Source organism: Paenibacillus borealis (assembly GCF_000758665.1).
GTDB lineage: Bacteria > Bacillota > Bacilli > Paenibacillales > Paenibacillaceae > Paenibacillus_AQ > Paenibacillus_AQ borealis.
Genome location: NZ_CP009285.1, coordinates 652,879 through 674,330, shown reverse-complemented (window position 1 = coordinate 674,330; position 21,452 = coordinate 652,879). Strand labels below are relative to the sequence as shown.

Sequence of the window (21,452 nt, the reverse complement as noted above, 5' to 3'; positions counted from 1 at the left end):
AGTCAAATCTGACATGAATCCGAACTCCGCGCAAATAGCGCCTGCTCCGCGCGGCTTGCTCCCGCGTGATCAGACGCTGTCCCTTATGCTAAATATGAGTTTGCTGTCCCATGTAGAGTTAACCCGATGTACCTGCAGCCTTAACCGGCTTAAGCACTTCGGTGCACAGCACTCCCAGCTTCGCCTGGATTGCTTTGAATTCCTCTATTCCCGTTCCGGTAATGCTGTAAGCCTCTCCATGGGAGGTGAGAAAGTTCTCCTGGGTCAGCCGTTCCAGCTCCTGTTTCACTTCGCGTTCCGCTACCCGGTAGCCTAATTCCTCCAGTTCCGGCTGCATCTCCGTCAGTGTCAGGTTCCTCTCATGTGCGAAATAAAGCATATGGATGCCTATAAACAAGTTCTGTACGTCGGCGCGCATATTCCACTCCTTCCGGCTATTAGCCTTCGGTATATTTATAAAAGCATTACCCTGCCCGGGGTACCCGGAAACATCGGCCCTGAGAATATTCATACATCTTCCTGATCTTCCATGAACCGGATAATCCCGTTAATGCTTGACGTATTGCGCTCCGCTGTACTATCTTGTTAGTTAACAGTTATGGATTCATACTGACTCAAGGTACAGGAAGGTGATGCTTCATGTTTCAAGCCATGCCGTATGATGGTACCCGCAGCGAACGGTTTGAAGCCGTTCTAAGCCAGCTCGGAGCACTTATGGAGGGCGAGCCTAATACAATCGCCAACTTAGCCAATGCTTCGGCTCTGCTAAAGCTTTCTCTACCGGACACCAACTGGACCGGTTTCTACTTATTTGACGGCAAAGAGCTGGTTCTGGGTCCGTTCCAGGGACTTCCGGCATGCATCCGCATTCCGCTTGGCCGCGGGGTATGCGGAACAGCGGCCGCTGAACGCCGCACTCTGGTCGTAGGCGACGTCCATGCCTTTCCGGGGCATATTGCCTGTGATGCCGCCTCGAACAGCGAAATCGTAGTTCCGCTGGTCAAAGGGGACACCCTGTACGGCGTACTGGATATTGACAGCCCGCTCAAACACCGCTTCGACGACGAGGAACGCCGTTTCCTTGAACGGTTCGCAGCCATGGTATCCGAGGTGCTGTAATTCTATTCCGTTCCATAAGCCTTAGCATGAAGAAGCCGCTCCATTGCAGGATGTCCTGCTGATGGAGCGGCTTCTTCATGTGGAGAAACAGTACAGGCTGAAGCTCTTCTTGCGGAGCTTCAGCCTGTACCTGCAGTGCTACACCTTGACTGGATTGATATGCCAGATCTCGGAAGCATAGCGGGCAATCGTATTATCACTGGAGAATTTGCCGGAATGGCCGATGTTGATAATCGACTTCTTAAGCCATTCCTTCTGGTTACGGTAGGCCAGGTCAATCTTAACATGGGTCTCCACATAACTGGCGAAGTCCTTGAGGACGAAGAACTCATCATTATTATCAAGCAGCGACTGGTAGAGCGTATCGAATTCCTGGGCATGAGCGCAGAACGGTCCAGGTACAATCAGCTGATCCAGCACTTCCTTCACCCGGCCGTCGCCATTATAGATATCGCGGGCGTGATAACCGCCATACTGGTAGTAATCGAGCACCTGCTCTGCCCGTAAACCAAACAGGAACATGTTATTGTCCCCCACCATTTCGTGCATTTCCACATTGGCTCCATCCATGGTTCCGATCGTCAATGCGCCGTTCATCATAAACTTCATGTTCCCGGTACCCGAGGCTTCCTTGCTTGCTGTAGAGATCTGCTCACTTACATCCGCTGCCGGAATAATCTTCTCCGCGAGCGATACTGAATAGTTCTCCAGGAAGAAGATGCGGATTTTTCCGTTAATGTCCGGATCCTTGTTCACCACATCGGCCACTGTATTGATCAGCTTAATGATCCGCTTGGCGAGATGATAGCTTGGGGCTGCTTTGGCACCGAAGATGAAGGTGCGCGGCACAATATTAATCGAAGGATTATCCTTGATCTGATTGTACAAGTGCATGATATGCAGTACATTCAGCAGCTGGCGCTTATACGCATGCAGCCGCTTCACCTGCACATCGAAGATGGAGTCGGGGTCCACCCGGACACCGTGCTTCCCGTAGATGTAATCGGACAGATGCAGCTTATTGCGGCGTTTGATTGCCGCCACCTGCTCCTGGAAGGAGGAATCCTCACTGTATTTGATGAGTCCGATCATCTCCTGCGGCTGATGGATCCAGCGGGTACCGATCGATTCGCTGATCAGTCCGGCAAGCTCCGGATTGGCATGCTGCAGCCACCGGCGGTGTGTGATGCCGTTGGTCTTATTGTTGAAGCGGTGCGGATACATCTCATTGAACAGGCGCATTTCACGCTTCTGCAGAATTTCCGTATGCAGTGCCGCTACCCCATTTACACTGTGGCTGGCCACGATCGCCAGATGCGCCATCCGCACCTGATCATCATGAATAATGGCCATCTGATTGATCCGGTTCTGGTCTCCGGGATACTTGCTCATCAGCTCACCGCAGAAACGGGCATTGATCTCCTCAATGATCAGGAAGATACGCGGAAGCAGCTCCTTGACCATTCCAATCGGCCATTTCTCCAGTGCCTCACTCAGAATAGTATGGTTAGTATAAGATACCATACGTGTCGTCATGCTCCAGGCCTGATCCCAGCCAATCCCATGCACATCCATCAGAATACGCATCAGCTCAGGAATAACCAGTGTAGGATGCGTGTCATTAATGTGCAGCGCGACCTTGTCAGGCAGGCTGTCAATCGGAGCCCCTGTCTTAGCGAAGGTACGCAGAATACTCTGCAGCCCTGCACTACACAGGAAATATTGCTGTTTCAGCCGGAGCAGCTTGCCTTCGTATTGCGAATCATCCGGATACAGGAATTCCGAGATGGATTCTACGGAGCGCTTGTACTCCAGGAATTTATGATAATCCGTACCACCCAGCGAGCCGAATACCCGCGATGGCTGCGTGATCGACTCTGCACTCCAGTTGCGCAATGTATTCACGTGCCTGCGGTCTGCTCCAATGACCGGAATGTCGTACGGAACCGCCCGCACAGCTTCGTAGTCCTTGTGCTCAAAGAACAGTTCATCATTCTCCCAGCGGGTATCCACATGTCCCCAGAAGTGGACTTCCACCTGTTTGTCTTCACGGCGGACTTCCCACACATTATCATTCTGCAGCCAGTAATCCGGCAGCTCCACCTGATATCCGTCTACAATCTTCTGCTCGAACAGGCCGTATTTGTAGCGGATACCGCAGCCATGCCCTGCATATTGCAGTGAAGCAAGTGAATCCAGGAAACAGGCTGCCAGGCGGCCCAGACCTCCGTTGCCAAGTCCAGCATCCGCCTCAACCTCTTCGATGTCCTGCAGGCAGAACCCCAGCTCCGAGAGACCTTCGCGGACGACCTCCAGAACACCCATATTCAGCAGGTTATTGCCCAGAAGCCTGCCGATCAGAAACTCCATGGAGAAATAGTAGACCTGCTTATCCTTATCAATCTTAAACTTCTGATTGGTGTCCGCCCAGTTCTTGCCGGCATTCTCGCGGATCATATTACCGAGAATATTGTAAATATCGGCGTTTGAAGCTTCTTCCAGCGGTTTGCCTAATTTCCCGATGAGTTTCTCGCGGAACACTTGTTTGAAAGTCTCTTTATCGTTGAACAACAGCAGGTTCCTCCTAACAGATGCTTGTATTTGTGGAAAATTATTGCCTATTACAACACTGGATCAGAAGAACTGCCATATAGCGCAGTTCCCCTGATCCAGTTATTATATCTTGCTGCTCTTGGCAATGACAAACGGACGCCTGCTGTCTCCGACGAGGATCCGTTCCTTGCTCAGATGCACGTCTTTGTCCATGATGACATTCTCAATCACGGCATTCTCTTCAATTACGCATTTCTGCATAATTACCGAATTGATGATTTTGGCTCCCTTGCGAACCTGAACACCGCGGAAGATTACGCTGTTCTCCACCGTTCCGGCAATAATGCAGCCGTTGGCTACCAGCGAGTTGCTGACCGAGGCGCTGTCCAGATAACGGGTAGGGGCTTCATATTTAATCTTGGTCTGCACCGGACTCTCTTTGAAGAGGCCGAAATAATTCTCCTGCTTCAGCAGCTCCAAGCTGTTCTTATAATAGCTCTCCAGCGAATTAATAACAGAATGATAACCTGTGTATTCATAGGCGGCAATCTTGAACTTGTGGCGGTTCTTCTGGATCGCATCGCGGAAGAAATAGCTCTCACCATGGGCAATGCAATGCTCCACCTGCTCCAGGAACAGCTTCTTCTCCATAATGAAGATATCCAGATATACATTGGGATGATGCTTCTCATGGTGAATATTCGTTACTCTGTTGTCTTCATCGACCTCTACCCGCAGGCAGGGATCATGCTCCGGCTGCAGTTGATCAATCTGCTTGTAGACCATGGTCACATCTGCGCCCTGCTCCAGGTGGTATTGGTACACCTCCTGCAAATCAACCGTGTTAATATGCTGGCTGCCCGAGAATACAATATACTTGGCTGATGCCCGTTTGAAGAAATCCAGATTATTATGATAATGCTGCAGATCGCCAAGGGACGTGTCCGTCGGGTCATTCCAGTCCGGCGGCAGAATGAACAAGCCGCCATGCTTGCGGTTCATATCCCAGGATTTCCCGTCACCGAGATGATCCATCAGCGAGCGGTATTTGCGGCGGACGAACAGCCCCACGCTCTCCAGTTCGGCACGCATCATGTTGGACAAGACGAAATCGATCAGCCGGTAGCGGCTGGCGAATGGGACTGCTGCCCCGCAGCGGAAATAAGTCAGTTCATTTAAATTATCCAGTTCATGGTCAAGATTGATTACGCCCATAAGCTCTTTCATCGGTATCCCCCGCCCTCTGTGGTTATATGGTTTTGGCTGCTACGGATTTGTTTTTTTTGCTGCGTTTGTCAATCAGCAGAATTTCATCCTCATTCTCCCGGTCGACGCCGATTTCCATATAATCCTCAATGACTGTGTTCTCACTGATGATCGCTTTGTGAATTCTCACATTCTTGCCGATCTTCACCTTAGGCATAATTACAGAATCCGTAATCACACTGCCTTCACCTACTTCAACCCCGTAGAACAGTACCGAATGCTTCACCTCACCATACACAATGCAGCCTTCGTTAATAATGCAGCTGGATACCTTGGCCCCCGGTGCAACATACTGCGCCGGCTGATTCGGATTGCGGGTGAAGATTCTCCAGCTGGTATCATTCAGGTTCAGCGGAGGAGTGTCACTCAGGAGATCCATGTTCGCTTCCCACAGACTGTCTACAGTACCAACATCTCTCCAGTAGCCTTCAAATGGATAAGCATACAGGGACTCTCCGTCATTCAGCATCAGCGGAATGATATCCTTCCCGAAGTCATGTGACGAGCCGGCGTTCTCCCCGTCCTCGAGCAGATGCTTGCGGAGAACATCCCATTTGAAAATATATACACCCATAGAAGCAAGTGTGCTCTTAGGTTTAGCAGGCTTCTCATCAAACTCGTAAATCTTGAGATCGTCTTCCGTATTCAGTATGCCGAAGCGGCTCGCTTCCTCCAAGGGAACGTCAATGACCGAAATGGTGCAGTCGGCGTTCTTGGATTTGTGATACTGCAGCATAGCATGATAATCCATCTTGTAAATATGGTCGCCGGACAGGATCAGTACATGCTCCGGATCGAATTGATCAACAAACTTAAGATTGCGGTAAATCGCATCAGCCGTACCGCGGTACCAGCTGCTTCCGTTCTCCCGTTCATGCGGCGGCAATACAAATACCCCGCCATCCTTGCGGTTCAAATCCCAGTCACTGCCGACTCCAATATACGAATGCAGCACAAGCGGTTCATACTGTGTCAGTACACCCACTGTGTCGATACCCGAATTCGAGCAATTACTTAAGGGGAAATCGATGATGCGGTAGGTTCCTCCGAAATAAACTGCCGGTTTGGCAATCGATTTGGTTAATCCCTTTAATCTTTTCCCTTGGCCTCCCGCCAATAGCATGGCTACCATCTCTTTTTTCTTCATGGAAGAGCCTCCTTGACTTATGGGTAATAAAACATGTAATAAATAGGTTGAATGATTAGTGCGGTGTAGTAGTGTAGAGCCCAAATAGAAACCCAAAAAGAAATGAAGCGGAAAGAAGCAAACCATAAGAAATGCGCGTGACAGGAATGAATAAGATTTAAAACGGGGAAGGAAACAAAGAATCGGGACATGTTGCCGGTTTTCCAGGAAAATCGCTCAAAACCCGGTTTGTATCCTTATTGTAAAGTGTTCTCTACCCGCCGTCAAAACCCTTTATTGTCCGCTTCAAAAACATTAAATTTATAACTATATTCCTTATTAATAACATTAATATTTCCGTATAATTAGATTAACCATTATGATTAACCATGAACGACAATTCTGAATCCAATCTTTGGCTCCAAAGACCTATTTTCAGCAAACGTTCAACGTATAGCGTCATACTATGGACACTATAATCACTGAATATGGAGGAACTGTTAATGAAAGCTGCGCAAGGCGTCCGGTTGCTTCTGGTGGATGATGAGCCTCATATACTTCAGTTCCTGGAACTGGGACTGATTAACGAAGGATTTGAAGTACAAACCGCCCCGGATGGTACGGGTGCAATCGCTGCGGCCGCAGAATTCAAGCCGCATGTTGTGATTCTTGACGTCATGATGCCCGGCATGGACGGATTCGAGGTCGTCCGCTACCTCCGTTCAGAGGAGGCGGAAGTAGCCGTGATCATGCTTACCGCCAAGGATGAAGTGGATGACCGGGTCAAAGGCCTGTCTATCGGCGCGGACGATTATATGGTCAAGCCCTTCAGCTTCGATGAGCTGCTGGCCAGAATTCAGGCCCGTCTGCGGAATCAGTTCCCCGGATTGCTCGGCGAGGTGCGCTGCGGCCCCTTCCGCATTGACGGCCGCCGCAAAGAAATCCGCCACAAGGATGAGGTGCTGGAGCTCTCGCCTACCGAATACGAGCTGCTGCAATATCTGGTTATTAATCACGGGCTGGTGCTCAGTAAACCCATGATTCTGGACAAGGTATGGGGATATGATTTCGGCGGCGAGGAGAATATCGTTGAGGTCTACATCCGTTCACTCCGCGAGAAGCTAGGCGATAAGGATCACCGGATTATCCGCACCCTGCGCGGCGCGGGGTACCGGGTGGACCTTGTATGATTGCCCGGACCAGGGGCTTCTTCAGCAAACTTCAGGCACCGCGATCCCTGCGCAAACAGCTGCTGGCCACCTCGCTGTTAATCCTGTCCGTATTGCTGATTCTGATCGGGGTACTCCAGTATGCTCTGATGCGGAATTTCATCTACAGCAACCGTGCGGAGGCGATGGAAACCCAGATGCGTTCCGTACCGCGCGAATTCTATTACATCAATCTTAATAATCCGCTGAACAACCCGGCAGTTGAGAACAGCAGTGCCGGAGACAGCACCCAGAGTGGAGCAGCAAACGGAGCTTCTGGCGGCACCTATGCTCCCGGCAATACTGCCAGTATGAATCCGGGCCAGAACAGCAGCCCCCAGAGCGGAACTCCCGGCGGAATGGGGACGGACACCGCTAATATGAGTCCGGACAATAGGCGTTTCTATGGGGACCGCCGCCCGCTGCTGCTGGACGCTCATACCACAATAGCTATCTACAGCTCTGACGGCACCTTCAAGGATCTGCAGGAAGAGACCCTGTCTACTTCAGCAGCACCAAGAATGAGCAACGAGGAGTACAACAGCCTGCTGAAGCAGTCATCCGATAAGGCAACCGGGAAATACAGGCTGATTACCGCAGCAGACGGCAACGAGCATTTGGCAGTTTTCATGAATCTCGGCAGACCAGGCGCCAATAAAATGCTGCTCCAGATGAGTGTCGAAACTGGACCGCTTAGAGATGTAATCATGCAGCAGCTGCTTATTTTTGGTGCATTATCAGTGGTCGCTCTGCTGGCGGGACTCTTCCTGTACTTACCCGCGCTGCGCAAAACGCTGATTCCCTTGTCCAATATGGGCGAATCCGCCCAAAGCATCGACGCCGGCAATCTGGATGTGCGTTTCCCTGTAGATCAGGGACAGCTTGAGGTCGACAAGCTCTCCCAGTCGTTTAACGGAATGCTGGAGCGTCTGGAGATTTCTTTTCACAATGAACGTGAGGCTAAAGAACAGATGCGCCGGTTCGCGGCAGATGCCTCCCATGAGCTAAGAACCCCGCTGACCTCAATATACGGATTTCTGGAGGTATTGCTCCGGGGAGCAGCCGATAACCGGGACCAGCTCTATAGTGCGCTCAACAGCATGCATGGAGAAGCCAAACGGATCAACAAGCTGGTGGAGGATTTGCTGCTGCTCGCCCGTATGGATGGTGCTCCGCAGCTGAGGGTTAAGAATCTGCTGCTCGGAGAGATGATTGACGAGATGCAGCCGCAGCTGCTGGTGCTGGCCGGCAAACGAAAGGTGAACTTCGATATTTCTTATGGCGTACGCGGCCCTGTTGATCCTGATAAAATAAAGCAGGTTATTCTTAATCTATTCCATAACGCCGTGCAGCATACGGATGAGGAATCCGGAGCGATTCAGATCTCGCTGCATGCCAGAGGTAAAGTGGCTGTTCTGACTGTACAAGACAACGGCTCCGGTATTTCAGCCGGTCATCTCCCGCATGTCTTCGACAGGTTCTACCGCAGCGATTCATCCCGCACCAGAAAATACGGAGGTTCAGGGCTCGGATTATCCATTACCAAGTCTATCGTGGAGGCGCATCAAGGAGAGATTACTGTAACCAGCACTCCTGGTGAATCCACAACCTTCAAAGTATCTCTTCCTTGCCTGCCGGATTAGCTAATGACCTGTAATTAACGATATAATAGTAAGCAGAAGAAACGGCTGTCCTCATCGAGAGCTTGGAGCAAATCCGTTGGGTCAAGTTAACAAAACTTAAGGCTAAGGCTTCCTGCGCGGGTATTATCCGAGGTGTATCATTGAGGCTAAGCTAACAAAATTATTAGGAGGTTGGTTATCTTATGTACGAAATCGCTATTATCGGCGCCGGTCCTGCCGGTGCAAGTGCCGCCTTGTTCGCCGCCAAGGCGGGCAAAAAAACACTGCTGATCGACAATGACAAAGGCATGACCCGCAGAGGCTGGTATGAGAACTTTTACGGAATCAGCGAAATCGGCGGGCCGGACCTCGTGGAGACCGGACATAAGCAGGCCGTGAAATTCGGAGCTGAGCTGGTCGCTGAGCAGGCTGCCGGACTGAGCGCAAGCGGTGAAGGGTTTGTAATCGAAACCGAGAGCGGAGCTACTTATGAAGCCAAGCATGTTATTCTGGCTACAGGTGTGCTGACTGATCTGGCCGCCAAGGCCGGAGTGGAAACCAAGGATGGCACGGAGCCGCGAATCAAGACAGTTATTGCAGCTACTGCAGAAGGCAAAACTAACATTGAAGGTATCTGGGCAGCAGGAACGGTTGCCGGAGTGAGTGTCCACGCTATTATTACTGCCGGTGACGGTGCGAAGGTTGCTATTAATGTTATCAGCGAGCTGAACGGCGCGCGGTATGTCGATCACGACTTGCTGAAGGCTTAATTCAGGCAGGCCCGTAAGATCCCGATATAAGAAAATGCAAACGAACCGCCTTTCAATATGGATGAGAGGCCGTTCGTTTTTTTGTTGCGAGGGATAAGAATTAGGCAACCTAACTAGGCTGCTGTTGGCAGATAAATGCATCAAGTTCCGTAAGCTAAGAAATAACATTTATCATCAGAGGGATAAGCGCCACTATACCCGTTGCCGCTTATCCAGTCTGAGGATTGTTGTACTAAATGCAGGATTTCAAGCTCGGGGAGATGGCAAAGTAAATATTGCTGCAGAAAATACAACATTTCATCGTAAGAGAGGCTCCAGCGCGCTAAATTGTTGTATTTCGTGCAGGATTTCCGATTTCCCCAGCTATATTTCTTTGGATTGTTGTATTTTGTGCAAGATTCCATGTTCTTCATAAAAGCCGGGCGCTATAACGGGGCGTTATGCGTCGGGGGTCGGGAACTCGGGAACTCGGGAACTCGGAACTCGGAACTCGGAACTCGGAACTCGGAACTCGGAACTCGGAACTCGGAACTCGGAACTCGGAACTCGGAACTCGGAGTTAACGATACTGCTCCAGAGTTCAGCCGCAACAAAAAACTGCTCAGGATGATCACGGTTCGCTTACCGCAATCGTCCTGAGCAGCCCTCAGTGCCTCTCAGCCGTAACAGCCGGCTCATCCTACCTGCTGCCTCTGCCAGCACCCGCACTCCGCAGCGCAGTCCGGTACGGGACATCACCGGCCTCCATCCCTGAGAGCAGCTCCCGCATGTAGGGCAGCAGCAGCGGGCGCAGCTCTTCCCGCTGCAGCCCCATTTCCAGCGTAGCCTGGATATAGCCGAATTTGGAGCCGATATCATACCGTTTGCCCTGCAGTGTCAGAGCCATCATTCCCTCCCGGCCGCATATTTCATGCAGTGCATCGGTCAGCTGGTATTCGCCGCCGGTTCCGCGCTCCAGCTTATTCAATACGGAGAAGATGGACGGCTGGAGTATATAGCGCCCCATTATGGCATAATCCGACGGCGCATTCTGCGGCGACGGCTTCTCGACCAGCCCGTTCACGGCATGTACGCCCTCCACAGAACCGGCCGAGTCAATAATGCCATACTTATGAACGTCCTGCGGCAGCACCTGCTGTACGCCGACAATCGTCTGCCCGGAATGTTCGTAGAGCCGCATCATCTGCGCGATTGCCGGGGTTTCGGATACCATAATATCATCGCCCAGCAGCACCGCAAACGGCTCATCCCCGATGAACTGTTCCGCACAGGAGATGGCATGTCCGAGGCCGAGCGGCTCTTTTTGCCGGATGTAGTGAATGCTCGCCAGCTCGCTGATTCCCTGCACTTCGCGGAGCAGGTCCAGCTTTCCTTTGTCCAGCAGCGTCTGCTCCAGTTCAACCGATTTGTCAAAATGATCCTCAATCGACTTCTTGCCCCGCCCGGTCACGATGATGATACTCTCAATACCCGAACGGACCGCTTCTTCGACGATATATTGAATCGCCGGCTTATCGACGATAGGCAGCATTTCCTTCGGCTGGGCCTTCGTGGCCGGCAGGAAACGTGTACCCAGCCCCGCAGCGGGGATTACAGCTTTTCTGATTTTCACGGGTGGAGGCCTCCCTGCCGTATTATTTGTTAAGATGCGCTACTCTGTGCTTCTGCGTACTCTGCTGCTTCTTGCCGCCGTAGAACTCCTGAACAATGTAGAGCGGACGCCCCTTGGACTCGTCATAGATCCGGCCGACATACTCGCCCAGCACACCCAGCATAATCAGCACAAACCCGTTGAAGGTTAGCGTAATCCCGATCATCGACGCCCAGCCCTTAACGGCCTCGTCCGTAAAGAGCGCCAGGTAGAGCACATACATAAGGTACAGAAAGCCGGATGCGGACAGCAGAGCTCCCAGATAGCCCGCCAGCTTCAGCGGTTTGTAGGAGAAGGAGGTAATGCCGTCCAGAGACAGCTTAATCATGCGTTTCAGCGGATATTTGGTTTCACCGGCCAGCCGTTCATCACGCTCGTATTCAAGCGCCTTCTGGCGGAAGCCCACCCAGCTTACCAGTCCGCGGACAAAACGGTTTTTCTCCGGCAGACGCTTCAGCTCATCACAGACTTTGCGGTCAATCAGCCGGAAATCTCCGGTGTCCACCGGGATAGAGATATCTGTCGAATAGCGGAGTATCCGGTAAAAGAGGGCTGCTGTCCACTTTTTGAACAGCGATTCCCCATTTCGTTTGATGCGCTTGGCATAAACGACCTCATAGCCTTTTTTCCACTCGGCAATCATATCCAGAATCAGTTCAGGCGGGTCCTGCAGATCCGCATCTATAATGACAACGGCATCGCCAAGCGCATAATCCATCCCTGCTGTAATGGCTATCTGATGGCCGAAATTACGGGACAGATCAATCAGCTTCACACTTTCATCCCAGTAGCTGCACTCCTCGATCATCTGCGCACAGTTATCCGTACTGCCGTCATTGACGAAGAGCAGCTCATAGGGCTCACCTGTTGCTCCCATTACTTTTTTGATCCGCCGGTACGTCTCCTGAATGACTTCCTCTTCATTGAACATCGGTATAATTATGGAATAGCGCACTTGGGTGCTCATGGGCAGCTCCTCCTCAAATGATGTAGTTACTTAATTAAGAGTGACTTCGTATAATGTTCCGCCATTGCCGCCGCTTGAAGCTCCCTGCCAGTCTGCAGACGGAATCTCAGTCCCGTTCTCAGTGATCCAAGATGTAATTTCCGAGCTGCCGCCTCCGCGTCCGCCGCCCATGCCGCCGCTGCTAACCAGGAAGTATTTCACCTGACCGCTCTCTACGAGCGCCTTGAGCGAATCTGTCGTGTAAGGCACGTCTGATGCATTGAAGCCGTTAAGGATGACCACCGACTCGCCCTCGTCGATAATATAAGCACCTGCCGTTCCATAATCCATAGCTGCGAACAGGTATTTCTCACCGGTGTTGTTTTCTTTAAGATAGGCCAGCAGATTCTCGTTAACGCCTGTAGCACTGTTTCTGCCGCCCATACCGCCAGAACTGCTGCTGTCCGGGCCTGCCGCCGGAGTCATGCTGTTGTTACCATAAGTGATCGGCGTAAATGCCCAGTAGAGCGGACCGATCAGCAGAACCAGAAGTCCCGTTACCGCTGCCGCATGCACCAATGAATGCTTATTTGCGCCAGCTTTCAGCAGCCGCAGGATAAGCAGCACTACGGAAGCTGCAACACCTGCGGCCAGAACAACAATGGACCAGCCGCGGCCAATGGTATCGTTATAAGGATGGATGATATATACCTCGAGCACCGTTGTTGCGAGTACCGCTGCCGGAAGCAGCCAGGACAGCCAGGATGCACGCTCCTTGTAATAGCTCCAGAGCTGTGACCAGCCTGCACCTGCCAGCGCCGCAACCGGCGGAGCCATCATAATCAGATAATACTGGTGGAAGAAGCCGGCGATGCTGAAGAATCCCATGACCGGCACCAGCCAGGCGAGCCAGAACAAGGCCTCCTTATGCTTCCGGGTGAAATTCTTCCGGCGCAGGCTGGCAAAGATCCCGATGCAGCCGAACAACACGAACGGCAGCAGCCAGCTGGCTTGGCCCGATAACTCGGATTGGAACAACCGCAGCGGACCGGCTGTACCGGTATTAAACATCCCGCCAGCGCCACCGCCGCCGTTCATCCCGCCGCGTCCGCCTTGGCCGCCGTCTCCGCCGCCAAATGCACGCCCGCCGTCATTGAATCCGCTCCCCGCCTCTTGCCCCTGCATTCCGCCATCCTGTCCGGAAGCGGTTCCCCGGCCCCCGTCGCCTTGGCCCGGAGCGGTTCCGCCGTTACCACGGCGCTGACTATCGCCAGCTGCACTGCTCTGGCCCTGCTCCTGGCCTTGCCCGGCTCCGGCCCACGATCCGCCAGCTCCATTCATCGCCGGCATCTCACCGCCAAACCCCGGCATCTCCCCGTTCATTGCGGGCATTCCGCCGCCGCCAAAACCGCCGCCGCTTCCGGTGCCGCCTGTACTGCGGTCACCGGTCAAACGGGACACACCGTTATAGCCAAAAGCCAGATTGAGCACCGAGTTGGTTCCGCTGCTTCCGATATAAGGACGTTTGTCCGCCGGTATGGAATCAACGATCACCGCCCATGAGAGCGAAACTGCCAGCAGCACTGCGGTGCAGGCGGCCAGAGTCCCGGTCTTCTTCTTCCAGTTGACCCTGGCAGCCAGAATATAGAAGAGATAGAATGCCGGAACAACCATATAGGCCTGCAGCATCTTCTCGTTGAAGGCTACACCAATCAGCCCGAATGCAGCCAGTAAACTCCCCATCCGGCCGGTTCTGATGCCTTTGAACAAAAACCATGCCGCCAGCAGCAAAGTAAACACCAGCAGCGCATCAATATTATTCGTGCGGCTCACTGCGGCTGCTACCGGTGTAGCCGCCATAGCCAGGGCAGCTAGCCGAGCAGCGGCTTTTCCGAAAGTAGGCTTCACAAGCAGATAGACGATCAATACTGAACCTACACCGCCCAGTGCCTGCGGCAGAATGACACTCCAGCCATGCAGGCCAAAGATCAGTGCACTTAACGTCTGCAGCCAGAACGTAACCGGCGGCTTATCGACAGTTACGGATCCGGCAGAGTCAAGTGAAGCGAAGAAGAAATTATGGAAGCTCTGCAGCATGCTCCCTACTGCGGTAGTGTAGTACGTATTGACATATTGATCATTCCAGATTCCATATCCGTACAGAACAGCCGCCAGCAGCAGAATACCCAGCAATACGACGTCGGAACCCAGCCTTTTTAACCAATTCATAGATTTATCCACTCCAATCCGTTCTTCCTGACATCCGGTAAGACGCCTTGTTGAGCGGCTTTCTCTTTGCATAGGTGTATTATTGCATCCTTACCTTAACTCATAATGAATACAGGCTGAATGTTTGCTGAAACGATAGGATATAAAAGGAAACGGCAAACAACCCCGCTTAGCCCTCCATGCTGCTGAGCAGCACAACGGAAGCGGGGTTATAGTATAAAGCACGCAGGGCAATTCCCTTAACCTAAGCTGACCTACGGTTTGCGGGCCAGCGCCGTCACCTTACCCAGAGTGTTCCAGTTGCGTGCGGTGAGATTCGTGCCGAGCAGTTTGTCGAACTGTACTTTGAAGAGTGGAGATTCGCTTACGCTCACCTCATAGTAAGTGTATATCTCTTTGCCGATAACCCGCACCTTGTCCGCTCCCTCTTCATAGGGACGAACCCTCTCCAGTGCTTCAGCTGAAGGCTCCTCAGCCAGAAACGAAACATACAGACGTTTGAATTCCTCCGGCTCCGTCAGCGGGAACGGGTTGCCGGCAATAACCGCTTCCAGCTCCTCCAGGGAACGGAGGATCACAGGCACCTCGAATCCGAAGGTCTCCCGGATACGCTGGCTGATCACCCCGGCGAGCCCGGCGCCGGAAGCCTCCTCACTTTCAAATACCACATTGCCGCTCTGGATATAGGTCCGTACATTCTTATACTGGAGCTCCCCAAACATTGCCTTAAGCTCCTGCATTTTGATCAGCTTGTTGCCGCCGACATTAATCCCGCGCAGCAGCGCGATGTATGTATTCATAAGCGTACCTGCTTTCTATAAAGGGTTATCGGGCGGGTGGCAGTGATTTTAAGCGCTTGCGGATTTCGCGGACAAGCTGCTCCTTCTCAGGTACCGGAAGCCACTCCACCAGCCGTGCAGCGGCAACCGGCAGTATCCAGGCTTCAATATCCGCCCGGGATACCCCTGATAGTCTCATATATTCACGGGTATATTGACTTGTCATCCGCTTTCTGGCGAAGCCTAAGAACATTTTGGTGAACAACGAGGCATGCTTAGGCATCGCACCTATACTGAACATGACTACGGACCGTGCAGCATCTGCCGCAGGATCTCCTGACACGGCAGTCATCCAGTCAATGACCCACAGCTTTCCGTCCATCAGCACATTGTCCGGATGGAAATCTCCATGACATAGCTTATCGCCGTCCGGAAGCAGCTCCAGCAGAGCTAGAATAGGTGCCTTCTCTTCCATATTAAGCATAGGTGCTGCAATAACATTGTGCTTCAGCCGCTTTTTCTGTTCTCCGGCTTCACCCGTGCCCGCAAGCTGATGGAGGCTGTATTGAAGAGCCGCCATCTGCCTCGCGTAGCTGGAGATTAGCCACGGTCTGGTACCCATCAGCTTCAGCAGTGAAGGACCATGTATCTGCTGAAACACTATTCCCTTCCTGCCCTCTTCCGCAACCAGCTCATACGGCTGCGGGGTGTGCACTCCCTGTTCATAGACATATGTACTGATCTGGTATTCCCAGTCCACATGATGCTCCGGAATCTCATCCAGGTAAAGCTTAAGAATCCTTCCATCGCCATACTCCATGACTTCCGCAGTCCGGCCTTTTCCGATCACTTTCCCCAGCATGCCGCTCTTCCTTTCCTCTAATCCAGATTAATACGGGTATAATGCTCAACTACCGGAAAGGGGCTGTAGTAATGATGCAGCATTGCTTTCCATTCCTGGTACTGAGCAGATTCCCTGAACCCTACCGTATGATCCTCCAGGCTGCGCCATCTGACAATCAGCAGGTATTTATGGTCATCCTCCATACAGTGCTGCAGCTCATGCCCCAGATAACCGTCCATAGAGGCAATCAGCGGGGACGCCTCCTTGAAGCTCTGCTCAAACTGCCGGGTCAGCCCCGGCTTCACCTGCAGCATTGCCGCTTCTGTAATCATACTTCCATCGCCCCTTTATAGTGAATCGCGGAAAAACTCATGATAGAAATTAATAATGACCAGCAGCACGGCCAGTGACTCATTGACACTGCCTACCTCCAGAGAATGGTTGGCATCATCGATTCTATATACCCGCACCTGCTTCAGGCCGCTGAGCTCGGCAGAGTGCTGCTCGGTGAACAGCGGATCACTCCCGCCGTAAATAACGCTGCCCCGGCTCTGCTTAATGTAAGGGATACTTTCAGCTACGGGAGTAAGGAACAGATGGGAAATCTTCCCCCCCATTCCCGTCTCTGAAGCTACCTTACCGGATATCACTGTCCCCATGCTTTTGCTGATGAACAGCAGCTGCTCATACTCCGGAAGCGAAGCAAGCGCCACCTTGCATTCCTCTGCGACAATATCGATTTCTTCACGTTTGAAGGGCGCCCGCGCACTTTGGTATCCATATTCCAGCAGCAGCAGATCACAGCCGTATTCCCGGGCCAGCTTGCCCGCATATTCCAGCAGCGGCCGCTCGGCGGAATAATTCTGTCCCGGAAACACAACGGCCAGCGCCTTGGAGCCTTGTGCTACATACTTATGTCTGACTTCCCTGCCCCAATGTGAGGACATTACGATGCTGGATACACTCATCTATTCTCACGCCTTTCGTTACCCTCTTAAATAACATTACTCTCTGCCTCCCATTATAGCCAACTTCCTGGCAGGTTGAAAATAAATAACCCCGCAACGCGCGGTCACGGGGCTGAGGCTTATTTCATAGATGTTGTGCTGCTCTTTCTGCGGGAGAGAATCTCTGCAGTTAGCCATAGCATTACGGGAATAACCACCTGGAACGGGAGGGCGTACACCTTGTAGATGTGATAGGCAAAATACTGCATCTGCATAATATCCTTATAGATGAAATCTGCCAGATACACCATAATGAGTCCCATCTGGAGCACGACAGACCTGTAGCTTTTCAGTCTGAATACTTTACTTACTCCGTTACAGGTGACGTACAGGCACAGGCTGACTTTAATGAACAGCGCTGTTACGAAGATAATGGCCGATGAGCCCTCGATCCGGGTCAGGAAATCTCCAATGTTAATCCGGCTGACAGCCACATAGGAGGGGAAATACAGACTCGACAGAATCTCGGGTCCCAGCACCAGCAGATTGCGTATAGTGACAAAAATAATGATCATTCCAGCGATCAGCGTACTGCTCAGCAGCACCCGTTTGGCCGAGCCTTTTGGAGGAAGCGCATTGAAGGCCCCCAGGAAGATTACAATCTCGGCAAAAGGAAACGTGAATGAGCCCGCTGTATCTGCACCAATAGGCCCCCAGCCGCTGTCCAGCAGCGGCTTAAGATGATGATACTCAAATTTCGGGACGGAAAGAATCTGTATGAACACAATCACAATAAACGTAAACAGCAGCAGGAATTTGGCGCTTCTGCCCAGCACCTCAATCCCAGCACTCACCACCCAGATGCACAGCAGGCCAATCACCAGCATTGGGGCAATCATCGGTGTGGAGGTTAAGGCTACGGTCTTGCTGAATTCCCCGAAATTACGCAGCACCAGCGCCCCGAGATGCAGTGCATACCATATGTACAGGCAGGACAGCACCCGCCCGAAGACCGTGCCGAACACAGCGATCAGCATGTCGTACAGATCCTTGCCCGGAAACAGCACATGGAGTCTGGCATAGATAAGCATGAGCGGAACCGCCAGGGAGATAGCAAAAATCAGGGCAATCCAGCTGCTGTTGCCGGACTCCCCTGATGTGCCCATGAACAGTGAACTGCCGCTAATGAATAATACAGCTATGCTGATCGACTGCCCTGCCGGTATAATCTCTTTGCTCATGCTTTCCTCCTCCCTTCAGGAGCGTGCTCTAGTACAGCCTCTTAATCAAATCTACAATCAGCGGGGAAGGACTGGGTATCTCCCAGTGCATCGACAGCGCGAAGGCCAGGGAGAAGGAAATCAGGTACAGGGCAGAACATACCAGAAAATCCCGCTTCATGCCCCGCTTAAGCAGCCCGTAGGGGTCAAGAATAGCTACAATCGCATAAATGACCACAATATAAATGAACATGACTAATCCCCCAGCCTTATGGCGCGCGATGTTTTGGCGGTACTCTGGATCGTCACCTTGGAGCTAACCGTCACCTCCAGGTCTGCGAACACTTCAGGCCAATGATCCTTAACCTTAGCCCATACCTTAGGCTGGTTCTCATGCACATTCTCGCCAAAGGCAAAGATATCGGCATCGTATTCCTGCTGGACCTTATGGATCAAAGACAGAATATCCGCCTGCAGACGTTCGCTGGCTCTTTTCTCGATATCCTGAATGCTTTCATCTTTGAAAAACCCTTCAGGAGTCATCACTTCATCGAGGCCAGTCTTAGTTACAGTATGAATCTGCATCTGCAGTTTGCCGTCAATCATTATGGGCTTCAGCTTAGTATGATTGGAGATGATTTCCAGAGAATAGGACGGGACTCCGTTTTTATCCTCCACATCCAGCACGCCTCCTTTAATTGAGTTTTTTACAAACAGCATATTTTTGGTCTCATCACCATTCAGCTTACCCACCATTCTGTCCCTCACAAATATGGCAGTGCCTTCCACACGTTCGTTCTTCTGGCCATTCTTCTCATGGATACTAATCATCGGTGCTACCGAGTTATTGCCTGACGTTTCGAGCTTATCAATGAAATCCCATATTTCTACAGTCGGCGCACTGCTGGTATGCTTCTCATCCCGCATCATTTGGGCTAATTCAAACGACATGATTGCTTCTGTCGTACTATTCAGATCCAGAATCTCGCGGGCCGTCTTTTCTTTCGATACAAATATGAATACATCCGATCTCGTCTCCGTATCTCTGCTATACCAGTCAATGGCTTTGATAAGGCCCTCTCTGGCAATCTCCTCACTGAAAACAATGGCCTTGGCATGGCTCCAGAACAGCTTTTTACCGGTCATAGAGATGATATTGCGGACAATTTCAAACATTGTATCCCCGCTGAGACTGATCATCTTGAACCCGGCCTGCGTTTTGTCCAGCCCCCCGTTGGTATCGACCATCTCCACAGTAAGCAGCAGCTTGCCGTCCGCCTTGTTCTTGTCGATCGCTACCCCGGCTACGATGGACATATCATCGACCTCAGCATAATTCCAGCAGCCGGAGATGCTGCCCAGCAGCAGCACAGAGACTAGCACGGCCAGGATTCTGCGCAAGGTTCTCATGACCGCTTCGCCCGCTTGCTGGACGGCTTCCGCTTCATATTACGCGCTCCGATCATCGCAGGCCGGAGGTACATATCCCACCAGGGCGCACGGATCGCGGTATCCTTAATATCCTGCGGCCGGATCGAGCCTACCCCGAGCATATAGGAGACTCCGAAGGAGCGCAGGCTCATCAGATGAATCACCAGACCCAGCAGACCGAAGAAGTATCCGTATATCCCCAGGAAAAAGGTAACGAACAGCAGGGCCAGCCTGGCTATAATCAAAGGGCCTGTGAGTCTTGGATTCAGCAGCGTTGTTATCCCCGTTAACCCTACCACAATCACCATTGGTGCACTGACAATACGCGCATCTACAGCCGCCTGACCCAGCACCAGCGCCCCTACGATACTGACGGCTTGGCCGATCGATGTCGGAATCCGCGCCCCCGCTTCGCGCAGCACCTCGAAGATCGTCAGCATAATCAGCGCCTCAACGACCGTAGGAAAAGGGACAGACAGCCTTGCGGTCGCAATGCTTAACAGCAGCAGCGTCGGAACCATTTCCTGCGCGTAGGTCACAAGTGCAACGTATCCGGCCGGTATACTGATCGACATGAAGGCTCCCAGCACTCTGATCAGACGGTTGAAGGAGGCGAAATAATAGTTGATATAGTAATCCTCACTGGCCTGAAAATTCTCCACAAAAACATACGGTAATGTTAAGGCAAAGGGGGTGCCTTCCATGAGTACAGCTATTCTGCCCTCCATTATTTTGCTCACCAGCGCATCCGGCCGTTCGGTATTTCCGATCGTCTCGAATGGGGAATACGGCTCATCGCGGATAAGCTCCGCCAGGTAACCCGTATCCAGCATGGCATCAATTTCCACCCGCTCCAGCCGGCCGTAGAGCTCCTCAAGAATATCGGGAGAGGCGAGACTCTCCATATAGCAGATGCAGGTCTGTGTCTTCGAGCGCGTTCCGATATCCATGAACACAAATTTCAGATCAGAGTTCTGCACCCTGCGCCGGATCAGGGTAAGATTGACGAGCAGTGATTCGGTGAAGCCCTCTCTGGGCCCCCGTACTGCTTTCTCCGTTGTAGGCTCTTCTATGGAGCGGGTCTCCCAGCCTTGGGCATTGATATTAAGCGCTCCGGCGTAACCGTCCAATAAGAATACTGTTTTCCCGCTGACTACAGCTCCGACCAGTTCATCAAGCTCCGTAGAAACCATAATGTCACTGATATTGATGACTTCCATACGGATTTTCTCCATCAGTTCAGCAGGGCTGCCGCTCTCTTCTTCTGTGAAATGATAGGTCATTACCGGCTTCGTAATCCCATTCTGGATGAGATCCCGGTCGATCATTCCATCCACATAGATCAAGCCGCAGCGGACAGGCAGGCCCTGCTTATTCTCGATCACACGGATTCTCAGGGTTCCATCATTACTAAAAATCTTCCGGAACAAAGCCATCGTATCATCCAGTGAGGGACCCAGCGGCTGAAAAGACGAGATTTTGCCGGCAGATCCATTGTTCAGTTCAGCATCCTTACTCTTCACAGCAGTCACTCCTGTCGCATTTCTATTGCTCTGATTATCCCCCGTCTCTCTAACTCCTATTCGCCATAATTATGCTGTAGAGGAAGAATTCCGGCTTAGAACTGAACGGCAAATAGCCCCTGTCTGCAAAGGCAGGGGCTTGGCCGGGCGGGACCGGAAGACCAATTAACGGGCTAATGCGGCTGCTCCTTCCCCGGCAGATGCTCCATAAGGCGCTT

Annotated in this window: 19 protein-coding genes; 4 read left to right on the top strand and 15 right to left on the bottom strand. The window is 52.0% G+C overall.

All coding sequences use genetic code 11. The annotated features are described in order from the left end of the window. Positions 1 to 118: 118 nt before the first annotated feature. Positions 119 to 418: a hypothetical protein gene (locus PBOR_RS02960; protein WP_042218848.1), complete on the bottom strand. Its 300-nt coding sequence runs from the start codon at positions 416 to 418 to the stop codon at positions 119 to 121. 221 nt (positions 419 to 639) lie between these two features. Here PBOR_RS02960 and PBOR_RS02955 point away from each other — a divergent pair, with 221 nt between their 5' ends. Beyond that, on the top strand, positions 640 to 1,119 hold the full coding sequence (locus PBOR_RS02955) for a GAF domain-containing protein (protein WP_042210384.1): 480 nt from the start codon (positions 640 to 642) through the stop codon (positions 1,117 to 1,119). A gap of 138 nt (positions 1,120 to 1,257) precedes the next feature. Here the strand turns inward: PBOR_RS02955 and PBOR_RS02950 are convergent, their stop codons facing one another. The 3 genes from PBOR_RS02950 to PBOR_RS02940 all read right to left on the bottom strand — a co-directional run bounded on the left by PBOR_RS02950 (position 1,258) and on the right by PBOR_RS02940 (position 6,085). Further along, complete coding sequence (locus tag PBOR_RS02950; protein WP_042210383.1) at positions 1,258 to 3,690, bottom strand: glycogen/starch/alpha-glucan phosphorylase; 2,433 nt, start codon at positions 3,688 to 3,690, stop codon at positions 1,258 to 1,260. 105 nt (positions 3,691 to 3,795) lie between these two features. Further along, positions 3,796 to 4,899: a glucose-1-phosphate adenylyltransferase subunit GlgD gene (gene glgD, locus PBOR_RS02945; RefSeq protein WP_042210382.1), complete on the bottom strand. Its 1,104-nt coding sequence runs from the start codon at positions 4,897 to 4,899 to the stop codon at positions 3,796 to 3,798. Positions 4,900 to 4,921: 22 nt separating this feature from the next. After that, positions 4,922 to 6,085 (bottom strand): glucose-1-phosphate adenylyltransferase, encoded by a 1,164-nt coding sequence (locus PBOR_RS02940; RefSeq protein ID WP_042210381.1) that lies wholly within the window; start codon positions 6,083 to 6,085, stop codon positions 4,922 to 4,924. Positions 6,086 to 6,567: 482 nt separating this feature from the next. On the opposite strand from PBOR_RS02940, the gene PBOR_RS02935 reads away from it, so the two are divergent. The 3 genes from PBOR_RS02935 (at position 6,568) to PBOR_RS02925 (ending at position 9,664) form a co-directional block, all read left to right on the top strand. After that, positions 6,568 to 7,254 (top strand): response regulator transcription factor, encoded by a 687-nt coding sequence (locus PBOR_RS02935; protein WP_042210380.1) that lies wholly within the window; start codon positions 6,568 to 6,570, stop codon positions 7,252 to 7,254. Next, positions 7,251 to 8,915 carry a sensor histidine kinase gene (locus PBOR_RS02930; protein WP_042210379.1) on the top strand — a complete coding sequence of 555 codons (1,665 nt, stop codon included), beginning with the start codon at positions 7,251 to 7,253 and terminating at the stop codon, positions 8,913 to 8,915. Before PBOR_RS02935 ends, PBOR_RS02930 begins: the two co-directional genes overlap by 4 nt. Before the next feature lie 182 nt (positions 8,916 to 9,097). After that, entirely contained in the window at positions 9,098 to 9,664 is a 567-nt protein-coding gene (locus PBOR_RS02925; protein ID WP_042210378.1) for an FAD-dependent oxidoreductase, read from the top strand. A gap of 679 nt (positions 9,665 to 10,343) precedes the next feature. Here the strand turns inward: PBOR_RS02925 and galU are convergent. The 11 genes from galU to PBOR_RS02870 form a co-directional block, all read right to left on the bottom strand. Beyond that, entirely contained in the window at positions 10,344 to 11,276 is a 933-nt protein-coding gene (galU, locus tag PBOR_RS02920) for a UTP--glucose-1-phosphate uridylyltransferase GalU (protein WP_042210377.1), read from the bottom strand. A 22-nt stretch (positions 11,277 to 11,298) separates the two neighbouring features. After that, positions 11,299 to 12,282, bottom strand: coding sequence for a glycosyltransferase family 2 protein (locus tag PBOR_RS02915; protein ID WP_042210376.1), 984 nt, complete (start codon positions 12,280 to 12,282; stop codon positions 11,299 to 11,301). Positions 12,283 to 12,312: 30 nt separating this feature from the next. Next, entirely contained in the window at positions 12,313 to 14,490 is a 2,178-nt protein-coding gene (locus tag PBOR_RS02910) for a glycosyltransferase family 39 protein (protein ID WP_042210375.1), read from the bottom strand. A 254-nt stretch (positions 14,491 to 14,744) separates the two neighbouring features. Next, a complete protein-coding gene (locus tag PBOR_RS02905; protein ID WP_042210374.1) occupies positions 14,745 to 15,290 on the bottom strand; it encodes a DUF1697 domain-containing protein in 546 nt (181 codons plus the stop codon). A 25-nt stretch (positions 15,291 to 15,315) separates the two neighbouring features. Beyond that, a complete protein-coding gene (locus PBOR_RS02900) occupies positions 15,316 to 16,131 on the bottom strand; it encodes a phosphotransferase family protein (protein WP_042210372.1) in 816 nt (271 codons plus the stop codon). Between the two features lie 17 nt (positions 16,132 to 16,148). Next, complete coding sequence (locus PBOR_RS02895) at positions 16,149 to 16,445, bottom strand: antibiotic biosynthesis monooxygenase family protein (RefSeq protein ID WP_042210371.1); 297 nt, start codon at positions 16,443 to 16,445, stop codon at positions 16,149 to 16,151. A 15-nt stretch (positions 16,446 to 16,460) separates the two neighbouring features. Next, positions 16,461 to 17,081, bottom strand: a complete 621-nt coding sequence (locus PBOR_RS02890) for a BTB/POZ domain-containing protein (RefSeq protein WP_042210370.1) — start codon at positions 17,079 to 17,081, stop codon at positions 16,461 to 16,463. A 119-nt stretch (positions 17,082 to 17,200) separates the two neighbouring features. After that, the gene (locus tag PBOR_RS02885; RefSeq protein WP_042210369.1) at positions 17,201 to 18,301 is read right to left on the bottom strand and encodes a GerAB/ArcD/ProY family transporter; all 1,101 of its coding nucleotides are present in this window, start codon (positions 18,299 to 18,301) and stop codon (positions 17,201 to 17,203) included. A 28-nt stretch (positions 18,302 to 18,329) separates the two neighbouring features. Further along, the gene (locus PBOR_RS02880; protein ID WP_042210368.1) at positions 18,330 to 18,533 is read right to left on the bottom strand and encodes a hypothetical protein; all 204 of its coding nucleotides are present in this window, start codon (positions 18,531 to 18,533) and stop codon (positions 18,330 to 18,332) included. A 2-nt stretch (positions 18,534 to 18,535) separates the two neighbouring features. Beyond that, on the bottom strand, positions 18,536 to 19,690 hold the full coding sequence (locus tag PBOR_RS02875; RefSeq protein WP_052429305.1) for a Ger(x)C family spore germination protein: 1,155 nt from the start codon (positions 19,688 to 19,690) through the stop codon (positions 18,536 to 18,538). Next, positions 19,687 to 21,234: a spore germination protein gene (locus PBOR_RS02870; RefSeq protein WP_052429304.1), complete on the bottom strand. Its 1,548-nt coding sequence runs from the start codon at positions 21,232 to 21,234 to the stop codon at positions 19,687 to 19,689. The genes PBOR_RS02875 and PBOR_RS02870 overlap by 4 nt, the downstream gene beginning before the upstream one ends. Between the last annotated feature and the right edge of the window lie 218 nt (positions 21,235 to 21,452).

Bases quoted from the DNA above. Each gene is read 5' to 3' on its own strand.
- PBOR_RS02960 (WP_042218848.1), bottom strand. From the start codon at position 418: ATGCGCGCCGACGTACAGAACTTGTTTATAGGCATCCATATGCTTTAT.
- PBOR_RS02955 (WP_042210384.1), top strand. From the start codon at position 640: ATGTTTCAAGCCATGCCGTATGATGGTACCCGCAGCGAACGGTTTGAA.
- glgD (WP_042210382.1), bottom strand. From the start codon at position 4,899: ATGAAAGAGCTTATGGGCGTAATCAATCTTGACCATGAACTGGATAAT.
- PBOR_RS02940 (WP_042210381.1), bottom strand. From the start codon at position 6,085: ATGAAGAAAAAAGAGATGGTAGCCATGCTATTGGCGGGAGGCCAAGGG.
- PBOR_RS02935 (WP_042210380.1), top strand. From the start codon at position 6,568: ATGAAAGCTGCGCAAGGCGTCCGGTTGCTTCTGGTGGATGATGAGCCT.
- PBOR_RS02930 (WP_042210379.1), top strand. From the start codon at position 7,251: ATGATTGCCCGGACCAGGGGCTTCTTCAGCAAACTTCAGGCACCGCGA.
- PBOR_RS02925 (WP_042210378.1), top strand. From the start codon at position 9,098: ATGTACGAAATCGCTATTATCGGCGCCGGTCCTGCCGGTGCAAGTGCC.
- PBOR_RS02915 (WP_042210376.1), bottom strand. From the start codon at position 12,282: ATGAGCACCCAAGTGCGCTATTCCATAATTATACCGATGTTCAATGAA.
- PBOR_RS02910 (WP_042210375.1), bottom strand. From the start codon at position 14,490: ATGAATTGGTTAAAAAGGCTGGGTTCCGACGTCGTATTGCTGGGTATT.
- PBOR_RS02905 (WP_042210374.1), bottom strand. From the start codon at position 15,290: ATGAATACATACATCGCGCTGCTGCGCGGGATTAATGTCGGCGGCAAC.
- PBOR_RS02900 (WP_042210372.1), bottom strand. From the start codon at position 16,131: ATGCTGGGGAAAGTGATCGGAAAAGGCCGGACTGCGGAAGTCATGGAG.
- PBOR_RS02895 (WP_042210371.1), bottom strand. From the start codon at position 16,445: ATGATTACAGAAGCGGCAATGCTGCAGGTGAAGCCGGGGCTGACCCGG.
- PBOR_RS02890 (WP_042210370.1), bottom strand. From the start codon at position 17,081: ATGAGTGTATCCAGCATCGTAATGTCCTCACATTGGGGCAGGGAAGTC.
- PBOR_RS02885 (WP_042210369.1), bottom strand. From the start codon at position 18,301: ATGAGCAAAGAGATTATACCGGCAGGGCAGTCGATCAGCATAGCTGTA.
- PBOR_RS02880 (WP_042210368.1), bottom strand. From the start codon at position 18,533: ATGTTCATTTATATTGTGGTCATTTATGCGATTGTAGCTATTCTTGAC.
- PBOR_RS02875 (WP_052429305.1), bottom strand. From the start codon at position 19,690: ATGAGAACCTTGCGCAGAATCCTGGCCGTGCTAGTCTCTGTGCTGCTG.